The sequence below is a fragment of the Paenibacillus sp. JT22N15 genome, from assembly GCF_059383755.1.
Map to the genome: position 1 here is coordinate 334,444 of NZ_JBXENV010000005.1, position 17,811 is coordinate 352,254.

Here is a 17,811-nt window from a genome sequence, read left to right on the forward strand (position 1 = left end):
CGTTTATACCCGTGATAATATGGTGAAGCATTAGAAAAGCCAAGAAAGGAAGTGCCGATTATGGAGCTTATGTCCGACGATTTTCTTAAGGACACCTACTATGCGGCGGTCCAGTCTAAGCTAGATCAGGAATTTATTCAAATGCTGCTTTATGAAATGAAGCGAAGGCAATTGACAGACGAGGATGTGCGCATTACAGCCTGAGACGTTATTCCTGCCATTCACTTATGCACACTTCTATCGTATGCGCGCAGCTTGGGCACAGTGCCGTATGTAAACAACTTGCATCGCCTATCTGATTGCGAGCGGAACCGGAGATGGATACAGGCTCGTATGGAGCATAAGGATCACTCCATTCCAGCGTACGCCCGCAATCGTTCATCGCTTCATTGCACTTGTCACAATTTACTTCCACTCTCTTGATGCCATTGCAGACTGGACAAAACATAAGGGTATCCTCCTTGGCATGCACCGCTTAATGCTATGCATCGCTCCAAGGTAGAATACCCTTATTTGTGTGTATTTACTTCCTTGCATGTATGGAAGGCTGCGAGCGTCTCCGGCTTACAGCTTCATATTGCTGCTGTGGCCCGGGGAAAGCTTCGCTTCCGGATCTACATATACTTTAGCATTATTAATCGCTGTTGGAGCTTCTCCAAACCCGACAGCAATCAGCTTGAGCTTGCCTGGGTAAGTCGTAATATCGCCTGCGGCGAACAATCCAGGAATATTCGTTTCCATGCGGGTATCCACAACGATGGAGCCGCCCTGAATCTCAATGCCCCATTCGGCAATTGGGCCAAGGGAGGAAACGAAGCCGAAGTTGACAATAACGGCGTCGACATCAAGCTCTGTCGTTTCTTTCGTTTTCACATGGGCAAGCGTAACTTTCTCGATTTGGTCCTCGCCATGCAGCGCGGTAATTTCCATCGGAGTCAGCACATTGACCTTGGAATTCATCAGGTTCTCCACACTGTGCTCATGCGCGCGGAACTTGTCTCTGCGATGAATGAGCGTCACGCTCTTTGCAATCGGCTCCAGCATAAGCGACCAGTCAACCGCGGAGTCGCCGCCACCGCTGATCAGGACGTTCTGGTCTTTAAAGCGCTGCAGATCGCCGACAAAATAATGCAGATTTTTCTTCTCGTAAGCGGCAGCCTCTGGAAGCTCCAGACGACGCGGCTCAAACGCGCCTACGCCAGCTGTAATAATAACGGCCTTCGCATAATGGGTTTCTGTATCAGTCGTAATTTCAAACAGGCGCTCATCTTTTTTGACGACCTGTGTAACTTTTTGCTCTAGGCAAATCTCAGGCTTGAAATGGTTGAGCTGCTCCACAAGGCGGTCAACAAGCTCTTGCGCCGTAACTTTCGGAAAGCCTGCAACGTCATAAATATATTTCTCTGGATAAAGAGCAGCCAGTTGTCCTCCAAGTTGGGGCATGCTTTCAATAAGCTTAACGGATGCTTGGCGCATGCCGCCGTAAAAAGCAGCGAACAGGCCAGCGGGACCGCCGCCAATAATTGCGATATCGACAATGTTTTCAGGTAGTTCAGTTTGAGACAACGTAGGCACCTCCATATATTTGTATCTATCCTTATTATTATAAACTTACGGAGACAAAGAAGGAAATAACTAATTTGTATGCCCTTCTAAACTTTTTCGTATAAAATGCCATTGAACTTTTGTTTAAAACTCTGTAGTATGTCTGTTGTATGTTAAGGTTGGTACAGCTGGAAATTGGCGAATTAAAGGGAGACTAAGTTGCACATTTAATCCTCGTAGATCATAAATGTAGAAAGAGGTTTGTGTAATTTTTCACAATATAATTAAACGCATAGGAATGGAAGGGATCATACGATGAGCAACATACCTAAGATTGTTATTCTGGGTGCGGGATACGGCGGAGTGCTGACGGCGTTGCGTTTGCAGAAGGAGCTTAACTACAACGAAGCAGATGTTACATTGGTAAACAAGCATGACTATCATTACATTACTACACATTTGCATATGCCGGCGGCAGGAACCGATAATCCTGAAAATGCCCGTGTCAGCATCTCGAAGCTGATTGATGAATTTAAAATTGATTTTGTGAAATCGACTGTTGTACAAATTCGCCCGCAGGACAAAAAGGTCATTTTGGAAGACGGTACGCTGTCTTACGATTATTTGGTTGTGGGGCTGGGCGGAGAGCCTGAAACGTTCGGCATTCCTGGTCTTGGCGAGCATGCGATGAACATTCGCAGCATTAACTCGGTCCGCCTTATCCGCGAGCATATTGAATATCAATTTGCCCGCTTCAAGCGCGAGCCGCATCGCACCGATTATTTGACGTTTATTGTTGGCGGAGCAGGCTTTACCGGCATTGAGTTCGTCGGCGAGCTGTCCGACCGCATTCCTGAGCTGTGCAAGCAGTTCGATGTGGACCCGGCGCTTGTGAAAATCTACAATATTGAAGCGGCTCCGACGGCGCTGCCAGGCTTTGATCCAGAGCTTGTCGAATATGCAATGAATGTGCTGACGAAGAAAAACGTCACGTTCCGAATTGGCACAGCTATTAAAGAGTGCACGGCAGAAGGCGTCGTTGTTGGCGAAGGGGAAGAGATCAAGTCGGCAACGGTTATTTGGACGGGCGGCATCCGCGGCAATCGCTTGATTGAGGATGCAGGCTTTGAAACGATGCGCGGACGCGTGAAAATCGACGACCAGCTGCGCGCGCCAGGCCATGAGAATATTTACATTTTGGGTGACAACTCGCTCATGTTTAATCCGGAAGGCCGTCCATATCCGCCAACTGCGCAAATTGCGATGCAGCAGGGCGTCGTGTGCGCACATAATTTGGTTGCTTCGATTCGCAACCAGCCGCTTAAAGCATTCGCGTTCAGCAATAAAGGTACAGTAGCGTCCCTTGGCAAAGGCGAAGCGATCGGCCTTGCTTTTGGCAAAAAATATAAAGGCCGGGTAGCGGCATGGCTGAAGAAAATGATCGACCTGCGCTATCTGTTCATTATCGGCGGCATTCCGCTCGTTCTGCGCAAAGGGAAGTTTTTCTAATGCGTCACTGCAGCGTGCAGGTTCGGGGGTTGCTGACGCGGGATGAGCTGGATCGCTATAATGCTCTAATGGAAGTAGGCTCGTTTCTAGAGTCGCAAAATCGGTATGATCTGGCTTATCCGGTACAAAAGGAAGTCGACCTGCTCATCCAGCCGGCCATTGAACGGTTGAAGGATAAGGGCCGCGAGCGCGACCGTGCGACGCAGGAGTATTTGGAAGCGAAGCGCCTAGGCCTTGATGAAGAGTACGACGAGGAAGAAGATTAGGCGAAGCGAATAAACAAACAACCGCCCCGGCTAGTGACGAGCATTCGTCAGCGTGCCGGGGCGGTTATGCATTATTTTCAGAAGGAAGAAAAAAGGTCTACACTTTCAGCAGAGCGGTGAATTTCTCCGAATCAAGCAAATTGCCGACGTAGAAGTCGCCAAAGTCGCCGTAACGCGCGCTGACTTCATCAAAGCGCATTTCATAGATCAGCTTCTTGAACTGCAGTGCGTCCTCTGCGAACAGTGTAACGCCCCACTCCCAATTGTCGAAGCCGACGGAGCCGCTAATAATTTGCTTCACTTTGCCCGCATATTTGCGGCCAATCATGCCATGGCTGCGCATCATCGTGCGGCGCTCGTCCATGCCGAGCATATACCAATTGTCGCTGCCATCGCGGCGCTTGTTCATCGGGTAGAAGCAGATGTGGCGCGCTTTTGGCAAAATCGGCTTGAGGCGGGCGAGAATTTCCGGATTTTCCATCGGATCAACGCCTGGCTGGTTCACATAGTTGCTGAGCTCCACAACGCTTACATAAGAATAGGTCGGTGTTGTAAAGGAAGCGAACGCTGTTTTATTGAAAGCCGTCTCGATTTCATTCAGCTCCTCCAGCGTTTCGCGCAGGTGCATGAATACAAAATCAGCTTTCTGTCCAACGATGGAGTAGACAGCTGTGCTGCCTTGCTTGCTTTCCTCTACATCTGACCATTGCTTCAGAAACGTATTCAGCTCGTCGAGCATGCGGTTTTGCTCTTCGGTGGTGCTCAGTCTCCATGCAGCCCAATTGACGCTGCGGAAATCATGGAGGCAGTACCAGCCTTCTAGTGTAATTGCTACTTCACTCATATCAGCGATAACCCCTATCTTTGGCATATTTTGCTGTGAACATTGTATCGTAGTTTAGGGCGGTAGGGCAAATGTCGGACTTGTGACAATTGGCAGATCGGAATTGACTTCCTTAAGCGGTTTCATTAAAATGTTATCGAGAGTCTGAGAGGGGAATCGTACATGCTTCAACTGATTATTGCGACGGTGCTGTTTTTGGTCATGATGTTCGGCATCGGATTTATTCTGAATATGCTATTGAAAACAACATGGTTTCCCATTTATATGTTTATTATTGTTCTTGTGCCGTTCTATGTGTGGAGCACTTGGGATAAGACGCTCTCCGCTTCTGAAAACTTTACGAGTTTTACTTTCATTGATTTAGTGCCTGTATTTGGCGCATTAATAGGCGCGTATTTAAGCGGCTGGACGATTCAAGCGCTGCGCAAGGGCGGCTACAAGATGTTTTAAGCGTATAATCAAATCCCTCACTTGGGGGATTTTTTCTATTCTTCTCTATATTTCCCGGAATGAAACGCGCTGTGCTGCCAAAGGACAGCGACAGCCGTTTCACCTTGAAATATAGGAAAGGATATCTTAATGCGATCCTTTCTCTATATTTCTCGGAATGAAACGCGCCGCGCTGCCAACGGATGGCGACAGCCGTTTCACCTTGAAATATAGGAAAGGATATCTTAATGCGATCCTTTCTCTATATTTCTCGGACTGAAACGCACTGCGCTGCCAAAGGACAGCGACAGCCGTTTCACCTTGTGTTAAACTGATAGAAAGTATGGACAGGATGGAGTAGATGCCATGCGCATCGGTAACTTATTGCAGTATACGGAGCATCACCGCTATTATATTTTTCGTGATTTTTCATTAAGCAGTTTGGATTATAAAATATTATCGCTCATCTATCAGCCGATGATTGGCGCCTTCGCGGTTGCGTTGTACCAGCAGCTGTACCATGGCATATCGGATGGGGCTTCCGGCTATTCCTCGCTGGAGCCGCAGCGCAAGCTGTTTCTCGGGCTAGGGCTTGAGATGAATGAGCGCGGCCGCAAGCATCTTGTCGAGCAGGCGTCGCGCCTCGAGGCAGTTGGTCTGCTGCAAACGTCGCGGCTGGCACTGCCGGAGCAAAGCGACCTGATTTATGAATATGAGCTGGCTAAGCCGCTCACGCCGGGCGAGTTTTTTCAAACCCAGCATTTGGTTATGCTGCTTCGTGACAAGGTTGGGAAATACGCGCTAATTGCGTTAAGGGAATCATTTGGCGCGCAGGAGCCGGACGAGCTGGCCAGCGTACAGCTGAGCAAGGAGAACATTTCCGTACCGTTCTATGAGCTGTTTCAGCTTAATCCCCAATCCGTGGACCCGGAGCTGGAGCAGGCATTAAGCGAGGTGGCGCCATCTCGGCAAGCAGCACCTAGGCTTAAACAGGAGACGGCAGGCATTCCTTATGGGGAAATTATTTTGCGGTTTCCGCGCAATTCCGCTAACCGCAGCTATGTAGAGCGGCTGCGCGGCGATGGCGAGCAGCTTGGGCAGCTGAATTACGTCGCTTACAAATACAGCTTAAATGCGAGCGATCTTTGCCGTCTGCTGGATGAGGATGGCGTATTTGCGCCTGACGGGCTGCTGCTCATTGACGAGCTGCAAATGCGGGCCAATCAAATGTACCGCCAGGATAAGAAGCGCGAAGGGGATCGCCAGCGTACGATTGCCCGCGTGCAGCAGTCTCAGGCGGAAGTAACTGAAGACAATATTGAAGAGTTTGGCGTTCAGGAAGAATATTATTTAAGCGTGCCTAACTTGCTTGATGGCAGATGCGACATTCATCAGTACAATATGCTGATGCGCAATGAGCCGCATACCCGCTTTATGCAGCGCTTTTTCCCTGGGGCTGTACCGGATTGGATTGAACGCTCCTTCGAGCGCATCGATCTCAATTACCGGCTGCCTGCTCCTGTTATTAATGTACTCATTCATTATGTTATAGGCATGAACGACGCCCATCGGATGACGAAAACCTTCGTTGAAGCGGTCGTATCCAATATGCTCGTCAAGCAGATAGATACGTTTGAGAAGGCTGTTGGCTACGTGCGCGAGCAAGGGAAGGTTGAAGAGGGCAAGGAACAGCGTCAAGAAAATGCGCGTTCTGTGGGCGCAACGGGGCGCGGAGGGTCCCGTGCTGGCGCAAGAGGCGGTGCTTCCCGTAAGCCAAGCATCCCGATTGTGCAGGATACGGAATCGGCTAGCCAAGTATCGCCCGAGAAGCTTGAAGAAATGCGACAGCTGGCAAGGAAGCTGGATGGAAAATAAGATTGCGGGGTGATTAAGAATGGAATCGCTGGGTGAGCTTCTGAAAGCATGGCCTGCGGGCAAGTCATTAACGGATCAGGCGGACCGCAAGCTGGAAGAGCTGCTTGCCGATCCGCTTGTGCATCGGCTGCGGGAGAAGCATCCCGAGCTGGATGAGCAGGCGGTTCGTCTTAATTTGAACCGGGTCTATCAATATGTAACGGAATATCGGAACTGTACGAACTGTCCGGGGCTTGACCAATGCCCGAATGACTTTGAGGGCCATTATACGCTGCTTTCATGCGATATCGTGCAGGAGCGCGTACAGCTGCATGACCGCAAAGTGGCCTGCAAGAAAATGATTGCCCGCAGGAGCGAGGAGCGGATCAGGAAACGGATTCGCAGCTTCTATGTAGATGACCGGGCGCTCAAGAGCGGCTATTCGGCGCTCGAAATTTTGGACAAGGACCCTACCCGGGCTGAAGCAGCTTACCGCGTCATTGAATATATTGACCGGACGAAGGAGCAGGGCCTTCAGCCAAACGGCCTGTATTTAGCCGGGAAGTTTGGCACAGGGAAGACGTTTCTTATGTGCTACCTGCTGCATGAGCTGGCGAAAGCCGATTATTCCGGCGTCATCGTCTACATGCCTGATTTTGTCGAGGATTTGAAGTCGATGATGCACGAGCCGGCGAAGCTGCGGGAGACGGTAGAGATGATGAAGGAAACCGACCTGCTTATCTTCGATGATATCGGCGCCGAAAACTTGAATCCTTGGGCAAGGGATCATGTGCTTGGCTCCATATTGAATTATCGGATGAACCGCAAGCCGACGCTGTATACGTCCAATTATGAGCTTGATGGGCTTGAGCGGCATTTTAGCTTCACAAGCAAGGATGGCGATGAAGTGTATAAAGGGCAGCGATTGATGGACCGGATTCGGCCCTATGTCGATGTGATTATGGTCACAGGCGACAATAAGCGAGGATTAAAATAAAAAATTTGTTTAAAATTTTAGCCTTTAGGTTACTCTATTAAACCTGTCGAGAACGATTCGACAGGTTTTTTTGCATCTGTAAACATTTATAAATGTTTTACTTTTATAACGAATAATCAATGATGGTGCAATCGCGGGGGCAATACCCAAAAGACTGGGATACAACGGTTCATGGCAAATGAATAAAAGTGTATGAAGCGAATTTTCGCTCTAAAAATGTAAACGCATTATTGGTAGTAATTGTTAATTTATACGTAACTTAAATTAAAAATGTTTGCGTTTTCATTAAAAAATTTTTAAATTAATTTTTTGTGTCGTTTTTAATCAAATGCCGTATTTTCGGACATAATACCTTACGCAAAACAGCCGTAGTATGTGATATTGCTCAGTTTTACCGAAATGGGTAGTTGATTAAGTCTGATTTTATGCTATAATCTCTAGCATCAAATAGAGAATCTCAAACTATTCATAATTATTCCTTATGCCAAATATATATTCATCCTTACATTCAGTGGATAATATTTTTTTATTTCGGTTCTACGCAAACATGAACGTATGTTCACTGTATAAGGAACAAAGGAAGAATAATAGAGATTCATATTGAAATATTAATTGGGAGGAAATAAACGCATGAAAAAGAAGTATTCGTTTTTACTCAGCACGTTGCTTGTCATGACTTTGATCATCAGCGCTTGTGGCAATGCAGGCACTAACACAGGCACCAATAATCCGGGAGAGGCTAGCCCAGAGGCTACCGCAACCGAAGTGAAATTGGCTGATAATCAAGAGATCAGCGTGAACATTGCATCTGAGCCCCCGACACTTAACCCTGGTAAAGCAAGCGACTCCACATCCGGTACGATTTTGCGCCAAACGTTCGAAGGTTTGACACGTATTGGACAAGACGGACACCCTGAAAATGCAGTAGCATCGAAAGTTGAAGTTTCTCCTGACCAAACGGTATACACATTCACTATTCGCGACGGCGCTAAATGGTCCAATGGCGATCCAGTAATTGCCGGAGACTTTGAATATGCATGGAAATGGGTTCTAGACCCAGCTAACGCAGCAGATTACGCTTATCAGCTTTATTATATTAAAGGAGCAGAGGCTGCTAACCTCGGCAAAGGAAAAGTTGAAGATGTAGGCATTAAAGCGGTCAACGACACTACGCTTGAAGTTACGCTTGCTAACCCGACTTCTTTCTTCCTTGAATTGACAGCATTCTACACATACCTGCCAGTAAACAGCAAAATTGCTGCAGCCAACAAAGATTGGGCTAACGATGCAGGCGACCAATACACAACGAACGGTCCTTTCCACATGACCGAATGGAAACACAGCGACAACCTTATTATTGAGAAAAGCGACACGTATTGGGATAAAGACAACGTGAAATTGACTAAAATCAACTTCTCGATGATCAATGATTTCAATACTGAGCTTTCGATGTTTGACAATGGCGAGCTGGACTGGGCTGGACAGCCTAACGGCCAATTGCCAGTTGATGCCATGCAAGCTTTGAAAGACCAAGGCTCTTTGCATACACAACCAATTGCTGGTGTGTACAACTACAAGTTCAACACGAAAGTGGCTCCTTTCGACAACAAAAACATCCGTAAAGCATTCGCTTATGCGATGAACCGCCAAGAACTGATCGACAACATTACACAAGGCGAGCAATTGCCAGCGATGGCAATGGTGCCTCCGACGATGTTTGCTGAAAACGAAAAAGGTTATTTTGCCGATAACGATATGGCGAAAGCAAAAGAATATTTGGCTGAAGGCTTGAAGGAAATGGGCCTGAAAGACGCATCTGAGCTTCCTCCAATCTCTATTTCTTATAACACGAATGAAGCGCACCAAAAAATCGCTCAAGCCATTCAAGACATGTGGTCCAAAAACCTTGGCGTAGAAGTAACGCTTGATAACGCTGAGTGGGCTGTATATATCGAGAAATTGCATGCTGGCGACTACCAAGTAGGCCGTCTGGGCTGGCTTGGAGATTTCAATGATCCAATTAACTTCCTTGAGCTGTACCGCGATGCTGATGGCGGCAACAACGATACAGGCTGGGAAAATGCAGAATACAAAAAATTGCTGATTGATTCCGCATCTGAGTCAGATGCTGCGAAACGTACGGAAATGTTGAAACAAGCAGAAGCAATCTTCATGGAAGATATGCCTGTAGCGCCAATTTATTTCTATACGATGAACTGGGTTCAAAATGAAAAATTGAAAAACGTTGTAATCAGCGGTCTAGGCGACGTAACTTACAAATGGGCCTATATTGAAGCTTAATACAGGTAGGATGTAAAAAAGAATAGTCGACCATAACCGGATGCAGCGGTATGGTGGGCGGAACATCCCGGATCACATTTTCAAGTGGTTCGGGGTGTTCCTTTGTTATGAAAATGCGGGGCTATACTCCCCTTATATGTAAATAAAGCTCGAAACTAATAGGAGGTGCCAGACTATTATGGTGAAATATATTGGCAGACGTTTGCTGTATATCCTTTTGTCGTTGTGGCTGATTATTACAGCTACCTTTTTCTTGATGCGTCTTGCTCCGGGTAACCCGTTTACGTCGGAGAAGCAACTGCCGCCGGAGATTAAAGCTAATCTGCTGGCTCACTATGGTCTGGATCAACCGTGGTATGCGCAATATGGCGATTATTTGCTGAAAGTGCTGCAATGGGATTTTGGTCCTTCATTCAAGTATAAAAGCCAGACCGTTAATGATTTGATCAATACCGGTTTTCCTGTTTCACTCGTGCTTGGCTTGGAAGCGATCTTCCTGGCGCTTGCCGTTGGTGTCATTCTAGGTGTTATTGCTGCGCTCAAGCATAATCGCTGGCAGGATTATACCGCGATGATTATTGCGGTGGCGGGGATTTCGGTGCCTTCCTTCATTATGGCAACGGTGCTGCAATATGTGCTTGCCATTAAATTTGGCATTTTTCCTGTCGCAAGATGGGGAACGTTCATGCATACGGTTTTGCCGGCGATTGCACTCGCTTCCACGCCAACGGCATTTATCGCTCGTCTGACGCGCTCCAGCATGCTTGAAGTACTTAGCAATGATTATATTAAGACTGCGAAGGCCAAGGGCCTAAGCGAGTTTATGATTACAATTAAACATACGCTTCGCAATGCGCTGCTGCCTGTCGTTTCTTATATGGGGCCGCTGTCGGCTGGTGTCATTACAGGAAGCTTTGTTATTGAGCGTATTTTCGGCATACCGGGCCTTGGCTCCCACTTCGTTGTAAGTATCGGTAACCGTGACTACACGGTTATTATGGGTGTTACGGTGTTCTATAGTATTATCCTTCTCTTTAGCGTACTCTTGGTTGACATTTTATATGGATTAATTGATCCCCGTATTAAACTTGGGCGCGGGAAGAAAGGGGCTTGACGATGGAACCAATATCTAATGACCGCTTTAAGCTGGTAGGCTTGCAGCAGCAAGGAACAGATAATGTGGCGAAGGCAAGCCTTACTTTCTGGCAGGATGTCGTTCGGCGCTTCGCACAAAACAAACTAGCCATGGTCGGGGTTGTGCTGCTCGTTATTTTGGTCTTTATGGCTGCGTTTGGCCCATTAATGACCGAATTTGATTACCGTTCCAACGATCTAGGCAACAAAAATCAAGCACCGTCTGCTGAACACTGGTTCGGCACGGATGATCTGGGACGCGACATGTTTGCCCGTGTCTGGGAGGGTGCACGAATTTCCCTGTTTATCGGACTTGCGGCCGCACTTATCGACTTGTTTATTGGCGTCCTTTGGGGCGGAATTGCCGCTTACAAGGGCGGACGTGTAGACGAAGGCATGATGCGTTTTGCCGACGTTCTCTACGGTATTCCCTATTTGCTGCTTGCGATTATTTTGATGGTCGTATTCGGGCAAAGCTTGGGAACGATGATTGTAGCGATGACTATAACGGGCTGGATTAATATGTCGCGTATCGTTCGGGGACAAGTGTTGTCGCTGAAAAACCGCGAGTATGTGTTAGCCGCTCGTACACTGGGCGCAACGATGCCTTGGATTATGAGAAAGCATTTGATTCCGAATGCGATGGGCCCTATTCTGATTACGATGACGCTGACAATTCCATCGGCGATTTTTACAGAGTCGTTCCTGAGCTATTTGGGTCTAGGCCTGACTCCGCCGATTGCGAGCTGGGGTACAATGGCATCCGATGGATTGCCTGCACTTAAATATTATCCATGGCGTTTGTTCTTCCCGGCCATTATGATCTGTGTAACGATTTTCTCATTTAACGTAATTGGCGACGGATTGCGTGACGCTCTCGATCCGAAAATGCGCAAATAATAGGAGGGAAGCATAAATGGAAAAGCTGCTCGAAGTAAAAGATTTGTGCGTTTCCTTCGGTACGCACGGCGGCGAGGTACAGGCGGTCAGAGGCATTAGCTTTGACCTGTACAAGGGCGAGACGCTTGCCATCGTAGGGGAATCGGGTTCTGGCAAAAGTGTCGCTTCACAAACGATTATGAAGCTCATTCCGATGCCGCCAGGCAAAATTACGAATGGCGAAATTTTGTTTGATGGCGACGATTTGGTGAAAAAGACCGATAAGCAAATGGAGAAGGTACGGGGCAAGGATATTAGTATGATTTTCCAAGATCCGATGACCTCGCTCAATCCAACAATGAAAATCGGACCGCAAATTATGGAGGTGCTGAAGAAGCACCAAAAGCTTTCCGGCTCCGCTGCAAAAGAACGTACGATTGAACTGCTTCGTCTCGTCGGTATTCCGATGCCGGAGACGCGGATTAACCAATATGCCCATGAGTTTTCCGGCGGTATGCGCCAGCGGGCGATGATTGCGATTGCGCTTGCGGCCAATCCAAGATTGCTCATTGCCGATGAGCCGACGACGGCGCTTGACGTAACGATCCAGTCGCAAATTTTGGAGTTGATCAAAGATTTGCAGCAAAAAATCGGCATGTCCGTCATTTTCATCACGCATGATTTGGGCGTTGTTGCAAATGTAGCTGACCGTGTAGCCGTTATGTATGCGGGGCAAATTGTCGAGGTTGGAACTGTGGATGAAATTTTCTACGATCCGCGCCATCCTTATACATGGGGACTTCTTGCGTCCATGCCGAGCCTTGATATGACAGATAAAGCCGAGCTGCTGGACATACCAGGCACGCCTCCTGATTTGACGAATCCGCCTAAGGGCGATGCGTTTGCCCCACGCAACCGCTACGCGCTGGCGATTGATTTCGAGGAAGAGCCGCCGATGTTCCAAGTATCCGAAACGCATTATGCCAAAACATGGCTGCTGCACCCGGATGCGCCGAAGGTGGAGCTGCCGGAGCAGGTTAAACGGAGAGTTCGTAAATTGGCAGCGTCTTTCGATAAGCCGGTGCTTGCGGAAGGAGAGGCTTAAATGGCGAAGAAGCTGCTAGAAATCAAAAACCTAAAGCAATATTTCAATGAAGGCCGCCCGAATATGGTGAAAGCTGTCGACGACGTCAGCTTCGATATTTATGAAGGCGAGACGCTTGGTCTCGTTGGGGAGTCAGGCTGCGGCAAATCAACGACCGGCAGAACGATTCTACGGCTGTATGACGCGACGGACGGCCAAGTGCTGTTCAGCGGTGAGAATGTTCACGGACACAAGTCTAGAAGCGAACTGAAGCGTCTGAACCGCAAAATGCAAATGATTTTCCAAGATCCATATGCCTCGCTCAACCCGAGGATGACTGTTGGCGATATTATTGCCGAGGGCATTGATCTTCATGGGCTTGCGAAAAATAATAAGGAACGCATGGCGAGAGTGCATGAGCTGCTGGAGACAGTAGGCTTGCACAAGGACTATGCGAGCCGCTACCCGCATGAAGCGTCCGGCGGACAGCGCCAGCGGATCGGTATTGCCCGCGCGCTTGCGGTCGATCCTGACTTTATTATTGCCGATGAGGCGATCTCCGCGCTGGACGTATCGATTCAAGCGCAAATTATCAATCTGATGAAGAAGCTGCAGCGGGAGAAAAACCTGACTTATTTGTTTATTGCCCATGATTTGTCTATGGTTAAATATATTAGCGACCGTATTGGCGTGATGTACTTTGGCAAGCTCGTTGAGCTTGCTACTGCGGATGAGCTGTACAACAATCCAATGCATCCTTATACGAAGTCGCTGCTGTCGGCCATTCCAATTCCCGATCCGGAGACGGAGCGCGTGCGCAAACGGACACCTTATGATCCGAATGTGCATCAGTATACACCGGAGGACCTTCCGGAAATTCGTGAAGTGAAGCCTGGACATTTTGTGTATTGTTCGAAACGCGAGATGGAGCAGCTGCAAGCTTCTCATTAAAATGGGTTTAAGCCACTGGGCTTAAAGCTTGCATGAATACAGCTTGCAGCTCTAGTAGAAAGGACTGTTCCAAATCAGTAAAGCCTTACGGCTGCACTGGTTTGAGGGCAGTCCTTTTTTTGCGTGGAGAGCTCTCGATTCCTATCGTTATCTTCAGGTTGGAAGGCGGCAGAAACAGCACACAAAAAGCGAGCTTTTTACCAAAATGGTATTAACATCAATTCATAAACCTAATTTCGAAAACGCTATTGACTAAACAAAATCACGCTGGTAGAATCCTTCCATAACCAACTAAGCGGGTAGGAATAATATTTTATCTACCGGACCACCGGCGGCAAAACGTTACTCATTTATCCAGGACTGCAGGAGCAAAAAGAAAAAAATCAGGGGTGTGAGGATTTATGTTAAAGGGGAAATGGTCGGTTTCATTATTGCTCGTATTGGTGCTCATCTTGTCCGCTTGCGGAGCAAACGGAGGCAACCAGGGAACTGGAGCAGGAGCAGGAGAGTCGCCAGCTGCATCAACAGAAGCGGGCGCCGCAGGAGAGAAGCCAGCAGAACCAGTCAAGCTGCTAAATGTATCGTATGACCCAACTCGTGAGCTGTACGTGGAGTATAATAAAGCTTTTTCAACGTATTGGAAAAATAAAACCGGCCAGGACGTAACGATTAGCCAGTCCCATGGCGGATCAGGCAAGCAAGCCCGCGCAGTCATTGACGGTCTGAAAGCAGATGTCGTCACGCTGGCGCTTGGCTACGATATTGATTCCTTGGTGGAGCCGGGCCTGCTGAGTGCAGACTGGCAATCCAAATTCGAGCATAACAGCTCGCCGTATACGTCAACAATCGTGTTCCTTGTACGCAAGGGCAACCCGAAGGGCATTAAAGACTGGAATGATCTGATTAAAGACGGTGTAGAGGTCATTACGCCAAACCCGCAAACGTCGGGCGGAGCGCGTTGGAACTATCTTGCAGCATGGGGCTATGCGCTCAAGCAGAACAACAATGACGAGGCGAAAGCGCAGGAGTTCATCACACAGCTGTTCAAGCATGTGCCAGTGCTCGATACAGGTGCGCGCGGAGCAACAACGACCTTTGTAGAAAAAGGAATTGGCGATGTGCTGCTGGCTTGGGAAAATGAAGCGTTCCTGTCCATCAAGGAGCTTGGACCTGATCAATTCGAAATCGTCTATCCTTCGGTCAGCATTTTGGCGGAGCCGCCTGTAGCGGTCGTTGATAAAAATGCCGAGGCCAATAAAACGACAGAAGTAGCCAAAGCATATCTGGAGTATTTGTACTCGGATGAAGGCCAAGAGATTGCAGCTAAAAACTACTACCGTCCTATTAATGAGACGATTGCTGCAAAATATGCAGATACGTTCAAAAAGCTGGATCTGCTGACGATCGACGGAGATTTTGGCGGCTGGAAAGTGGCGCAGGAGAAGCATTTTAATGCGGGCGGCATATTCGAAAAGATTTACACGCCAGGCTCGTAATGATCGCTAGGCACAGCAAAATGTGGAATGGAGCTGACTTCACATGAAAGGTTCCAGTAGGAGCAAAGGAAGAAGCAGAGGCGGCAAAGCGCGAAACGTTTTGCCCGGCTTCGGCCTATCAATGGGATTTGCAATTGTGTATTTGAGCTTGATCGTTCTAATCCCGCTGGCCAGCGTATTTATTAAGACGACAGGACTCAGCTTTGCCGAATTTTGGGGCACGGTAACGAATCCAAGGGTTCTGGCTTCTTATCGCATCAGCTTCTTTACCGCTTTCAGCGCCGCAGCCGTCAATATGGTGTTCGGCCTGCTCATTGCGTGGGTGCTGGTCCGCTACCGTTTTCCCGGCAAAAAATTTATCGACAGCCTCGTCGATCTTCCATTCGCGCTGCCGACAGCGGTAGCGGGAATTGCACTGACGGCTATTTATGCGCCGAATGGCTGGGTAGGCAAGCTGCTCCAGCCTCTCGGGCTCAAGGTAGCCTATACGCCACTGGGCATTACAATAGCCCTTATCTTTATCGGCATTCCCTTCGTCGTTCGCACGGTGCAGCCTGTGCTGCAGGATCTCAATAAAGAAATAGAAGAGGCCGCGGTTATGCTTGGCGCCTACCGGATGCGAACTTTTTGGAAAGTGATTTTGCCTGAGCTGATGCCGGCTCTGCTTACGGGCTTCGCTCTAGCTTTTGCTCGCGGAATTGGGGAATACGGCTCCGTCGTATTCATCTCTGGCAATATGCCGATGAAAACCGAAATCGCCCCGCTTCTCATTATGACGAAGCTGGAGCAGTTTGATTACGCAGGGGCTACCGCAATCGCGCTCGTTATGCTCGTCGTTTCGTTCCTGCTGCTGCTGTTCATTAATTTCATGCAGTGGCGGATTAACCGCCGCGTCGTAGAAGGAGGCTAAGCAAGATGGCTGGAGCAATTACAACGCATTTATCGAGCGAGGCCTCCAAGCGGCCTAAGCATATTACGGAACCGGCAATCGTACGGATTGTACTCATAACGGTAGCGCTTATTTTCCTCGCGCTGGTCGTCCTGCTGCCGCTCGTTTCTGTATTTGTTGAAGCTTTTAAGAAGGGCTTTGACGTTTATCGTGCCGCGATCACCGATCCCGATGCTTTATCGGCACTGAGACTGACGCTGCTCGTAGCTGTAATCGCCGTTCCGCTGAATACGCTGTTCGGCATATCCGCTGCGTGGGCGATCAGCAAGTTCCGTTTTCGCGGCAAGCAGTTTTTAATTACACTCATTGATTTGCCGTTTGCCGTATCTCCGGTCATATCTGGACTTATTTATATTTTGATGTTTGGCGCGCAGGGCTTTTTCGGCCCATGGCTCGATTCCCATGGCATTCAGCTCGTCTTCGCACTGCCGGGCATCGTGCTGGCGACCGTATTCGTAACGGTGCCTTTCATTGCCCGCGAGCTCATTCCGCTCATGCAGGCGCAGGGAGTGGCAGAAGAGGAAGCAGCGGCAAGCCTTGGCGCAAAGGGCTGGCAAATTTTTTGGCGGGTCACCTATCCGAACATAAAGTGGGGCCTATTGTACGGCATTATTTTATGTAATGCCCGGGCGATGGGCGAGTTTGGAGCAGTGTCTGTCGTATCAGGCCATATTCGCGGGCAGACAAACACGCTGCCGCTGCATATTGAGATTTTGTACAACGAATACCAATTTTCAGCTTCGTTTGCCGTGGCATCGCTGCTCGTCATGCTGGCGTTCATTACGCTTATCGTCAAGTCGCTGATGGAATGGCAAATGAACAAGCGGGCTTCTGCCCAAAATGCCTGACACTTACGATAAGGTGGATTAAAAAAAGGAGGAGAAGACAATGGCAAAACCTTTGGAAATTGATCAGCAGTGGCTTAAGCGGATTGCGGATCAGGTGGGCGGGCTGCAATATGGAAGTGTGAATATTACGGTGCATGACGGCAGAATCGTCCAGATTGACCGGACCGAGCGGACGCGCTACGATCAGCCCTCCAGCAAGCAGCAGGAATCCCAAAGCGTCAAGCAGCAGGCAAGCAATAGCCATAATAATAGCAGCAACAAGCACCAATCGGCCTGAATAAATAAAGAAAAGAACCTTCGAATCATCCGCCTAATAGCGGGTTCGAAGGTTCTTTCTTTTAAATATAGGTCATTTATAAGTTTCTCTCTTATAAATGGCCTATATTTCTCGGAATGAAACGCGCCACGCCGCCAAAGGACGGCGAGAGCCGTTTCACCTTGAAATATAGGAAAGGATATGATTTCGCCATCCGTTCTCTCTATTTCTCGGAATGAAACGCGCCACGCCGCCAAAGGACGGCGAGAGCCGTTTCACCTTGGCTGCAAAGCTTGCTATTTGTTTACGATATGATAAATTTCACGATAACAGCAGCAGCAAACATGACAGTCATTAGACCGAGCATGCCGCCGAAGCCGAACACTACGTCCATCAAGTCGTGGCGCGGTTCTTCATTATAATGCTCGCGCGGGTCTCTAACGTTCTCCATAACAAGCGTCCTCCCTTG

At 48.5% G+C, this 17,811-nt stretch carries 19 protein-coding genes; 15 read left to right on the forward strand and 4 right to left on the reverse strand.

Annotation, left to right across the window (positions count from 1 at the left end; all coding sequences use genetic code 11):
- Positions 1 to 60: 60 nt before the first annotated feature.
- A complete protein-coding gene (gene sda, locus AC50X8_RS12325; RefSeq protein WP_056039437.1) occupies positions 61 to 204 on the forward strand; it encodes a sporulation histidine kinase inhibitor Sda in 144 nt (47 codons plus the stop codon).
- A 4-nt stretch (positions 205 to 208) separates the two neighbouring features.
- Here sda and AC50X8_RS12330 read toward each other — a convergent pair whose 3' ends face one another.
- Both AC50X8_RS12330 and AC50X8_RS12335 read right to left on the reverse strand, forming a co-directional pair.
- On the reverse strand, positions 209 to 448 hold the full coding sequence (locus AC50X8_RS12330; protein ID WP_150131491.1) for a hypothetical protein: 240 nt from the start codon (positions 446 to 448) through the stop codon (positions 209 to 211).
- 116 nt (positions 449 to 564) lie between these two features.
- Complete coding sequence (locus AC50X8_RS12335) at positions 565 to 1,566, reverse strand: NAD(P)/FAD-dependent oxidoreductase (RefSeq protein ID WP_494879965.1); 1,002 nt, start codon at positions 1,564 to 1,566, stop codon at positions 565 to 567.
- A gap of 294 nt (positions 1,567 to 1,860) precedes the next feature.
- Here AC50X8_RS12335 and AC50X8_RS12340 point away from each other — a divergent pair, with 294 nt between their 5' ends.
- Positions 1,861 to 3,054 carry an NAD(P)/FAD-dependent oxidoreductase gene (locus AC50X8_RS12340; RefSeq protein WP_056039442.1) on the forward strand — a complete coding sequence of 398 codons (1,194 nt, stop codon included), beginning with the start codon at positions 1,861 to 1,863 and terminating at the stop codon, positions 3,052 to 3,054.
- Positions 3,054 to 3,320 carry a hypothetical protein gene (locus AC50X8_RS12345; RefSeq protein ID WP_494879966.1) on the forward strand — a complete coding sequence of 89 codons (267 nt, stop codon included), beginning with the start codon at positions 3,054 to 3,056 and terminating at the stop codon, positions 3,318 to 3,320. Before AC50X8_RS12340 ends, AC50X8_RS12345 begins: the two co-directional genes overlap by 1 nt.
- 97 nt (positions 3,321 to 3,417) lie before the next feature.
- On the opposite strand, the gene hemQ is transcribed toward AC50X8_RS12345, so the two are convergent.
- Entirely contained in the window at positions 3,418 to 4,164 is a 747-nt protein-coding gene (gene hemQ, locus AC50X8_RS12350) for a hydrogen peroxide-dependent heme synthase (RefSeq protein WP_056039448.1), read from the reverse strand.
- A 162-nt stretch (positions 4,165 to 4,326) separates the two neighbouring features.
- Here hemQ and AC50X8_RS12355 point away from each other — a divergent pair, with 162 nt between their 5' ends.
- The 12 genes from AC50X8_RS12355 (at position 4,327) to AC50X8_RS12410 (ending at position 17,363) form a co-directional block, all read left to right on the forward strand.
- The gene (locus tag AC50X8_RS12355) at positions 4,327 to 4,614 is read left to right on the forward strand and encodes a YuiB family protein (protein WP_056039452.1); all 288 of its coding nucleotides are present in this window, start codon (positions 4,327 to 4,329) and stop codon (positions 4,612 to 4,614) included.
- A 345-nt stretch (positions 4,615 to 4,959) separates the two neighbouring features.
- Positions 4,960 to 6,468, forward strand: a complete 1,509-nt coding sequence (locus AC50X8_RS12360) for a replication initiation and membrane attachment family protein (protein ID WP_056039456.1) — start codon at positions 4,960 to 4,962, stop codon at positions 6,466 to 6,468.
- Between the two features lie 19 nt (positions 6,469 to 6,487).
- Positions 6,488 to 7,444 (forward strand): primosomal protein DnaI, encoded by a 957-nt coding sequence (dnaI, locus tag AC50X8_RS12365; RefSeq protein WP_056039460.1) that lies wholly within the window; start codon positions 6,488 to 6,490, stop codon positions 7,442 to 7,444.
- Positions 7,445 to 8,074: 630 nt separating this feature from the next.
- Positions 8,075 to 9,745, forward strand: a complete 1,671-nt coding sequence (locus tag AC50X8_RS12370; protein WP_056039463.1) for a peptide ABC transporter substrate-binding protein — start codon at positions 8,075 to 8,077, stop codon at positions 9,743 to 9,745.
- A 178-nt stretch (positions 9,746 to 9,923) separates the two neighbouring features.
- Positions 9,924 to 10,859, forward strand: coding sequence for an ABC transporter permease (locus tag AC50X8_RS12375; RefSeq protein ID WP_046228634.1), 936 nt, complete (start codon positions 9,924 to 9,926; stop codon positions 10,857 to 10,859).
- 2 nt (positions 10,860 to 10,861) lie between these two features.
- A complete protein-coding gene (locus AC50X8_RS12380) occupies positions 10,862 to 11,779 on the forward strand; it encodes an ABC transporter permease (protein ID WP_494879967.1) in 918 nt (305 codons plus the stop codon).
- Between the two features lie 16 nt (positions 11,780 to 11,795).
- On the forward strand, positions 11,796 to 12,863 hold the full coding sequence (locus AC50X8_RS12385; RefSeq protein WP_056039469.1) for an ABC transporter ATP-binding protein: 1,068 nt from the start codon (positions 11,796 to 11,798) through the stop codon (positions 12,861 to 12,863).
- Positions 12,864 to 13,793 (forward strand): ABC transporter ATP-binding protein, encoded by a 930-nt coding sequence (locus tag AC50X8_RS12390; protein ID WP_056039472.1) that lies wholly within the window; start codon positions 12,864 to 12,866, stop codon positions 13,791 to 13,793.
- Between the two features lie 401 nt (positions 13,794 to 14,194).
- Entirely contained in the window at positions 14,195 to 15,289 is a 1,095-nt protein-coding gene (locus AC50X8_RS12395) for a sulfate ABC transporter substrate-binding protein (protein WP_494879968.1), read from the forward strand.
- A gap of 43 nt (positions 15,290 to 15,332) precedes the next feature.
- On the forward strand, positions 15,333 to 16,199 hold the full coding sequence (cysT, locus tag AC50X8_RS12400; RefSeq protein WP_056039478.1) for a sulfate ABC transporter permease subunit CysT: 867 nt from the start codon (positions 15,333 to 15,335) through the stop codon (positions 16,197 to 16,199).
- A gap of 5 nt (positions 16,200 to 16,204) precedes the next feature.
- On the forward strand, positions 16,205 to 17,086 hold the full coding sequence (cysW, locus tag AC50X8_RS12405; RefSeq protein ID WP_494864121.1) for a sulfate ABC transporter permease subunit CysW: 882 nt from the start codon (positions 16,205 to 16,207) through the stop codon (positions 17,084 to 17,086).
- Between the two features lie 40 nt (positions 17,087 to 17,126).
- Entirely contained in the window at positions 17,127 to 17,363 is a 237-nt protein-coding gene (locus tag AC50X8_RS12410) for a YezD family protein (protein ID WP_099516603.1), read from the forward strand.
- Positions 17,364 to 17,646: 283 nt separating this feature from the next.
- Here AC50X8_RS12410 and AC50X8_RS12415 read toward each other — a convergent pair whose 3' ends face one another.
- Positions 17,647 to 17,793 (reverse strand): YqzM family protein, encoded by a 147-nt coding sequence (locus AC50X8_RS12415; RefSeq protein WP_099516602.1) that lies wholly within the window; start codon positions 17,791 to 17,793, stop codon positions 17,647 to 17,649.
- Positions 17,794 to 17,811: the final 18 nt, after the last annotated feature.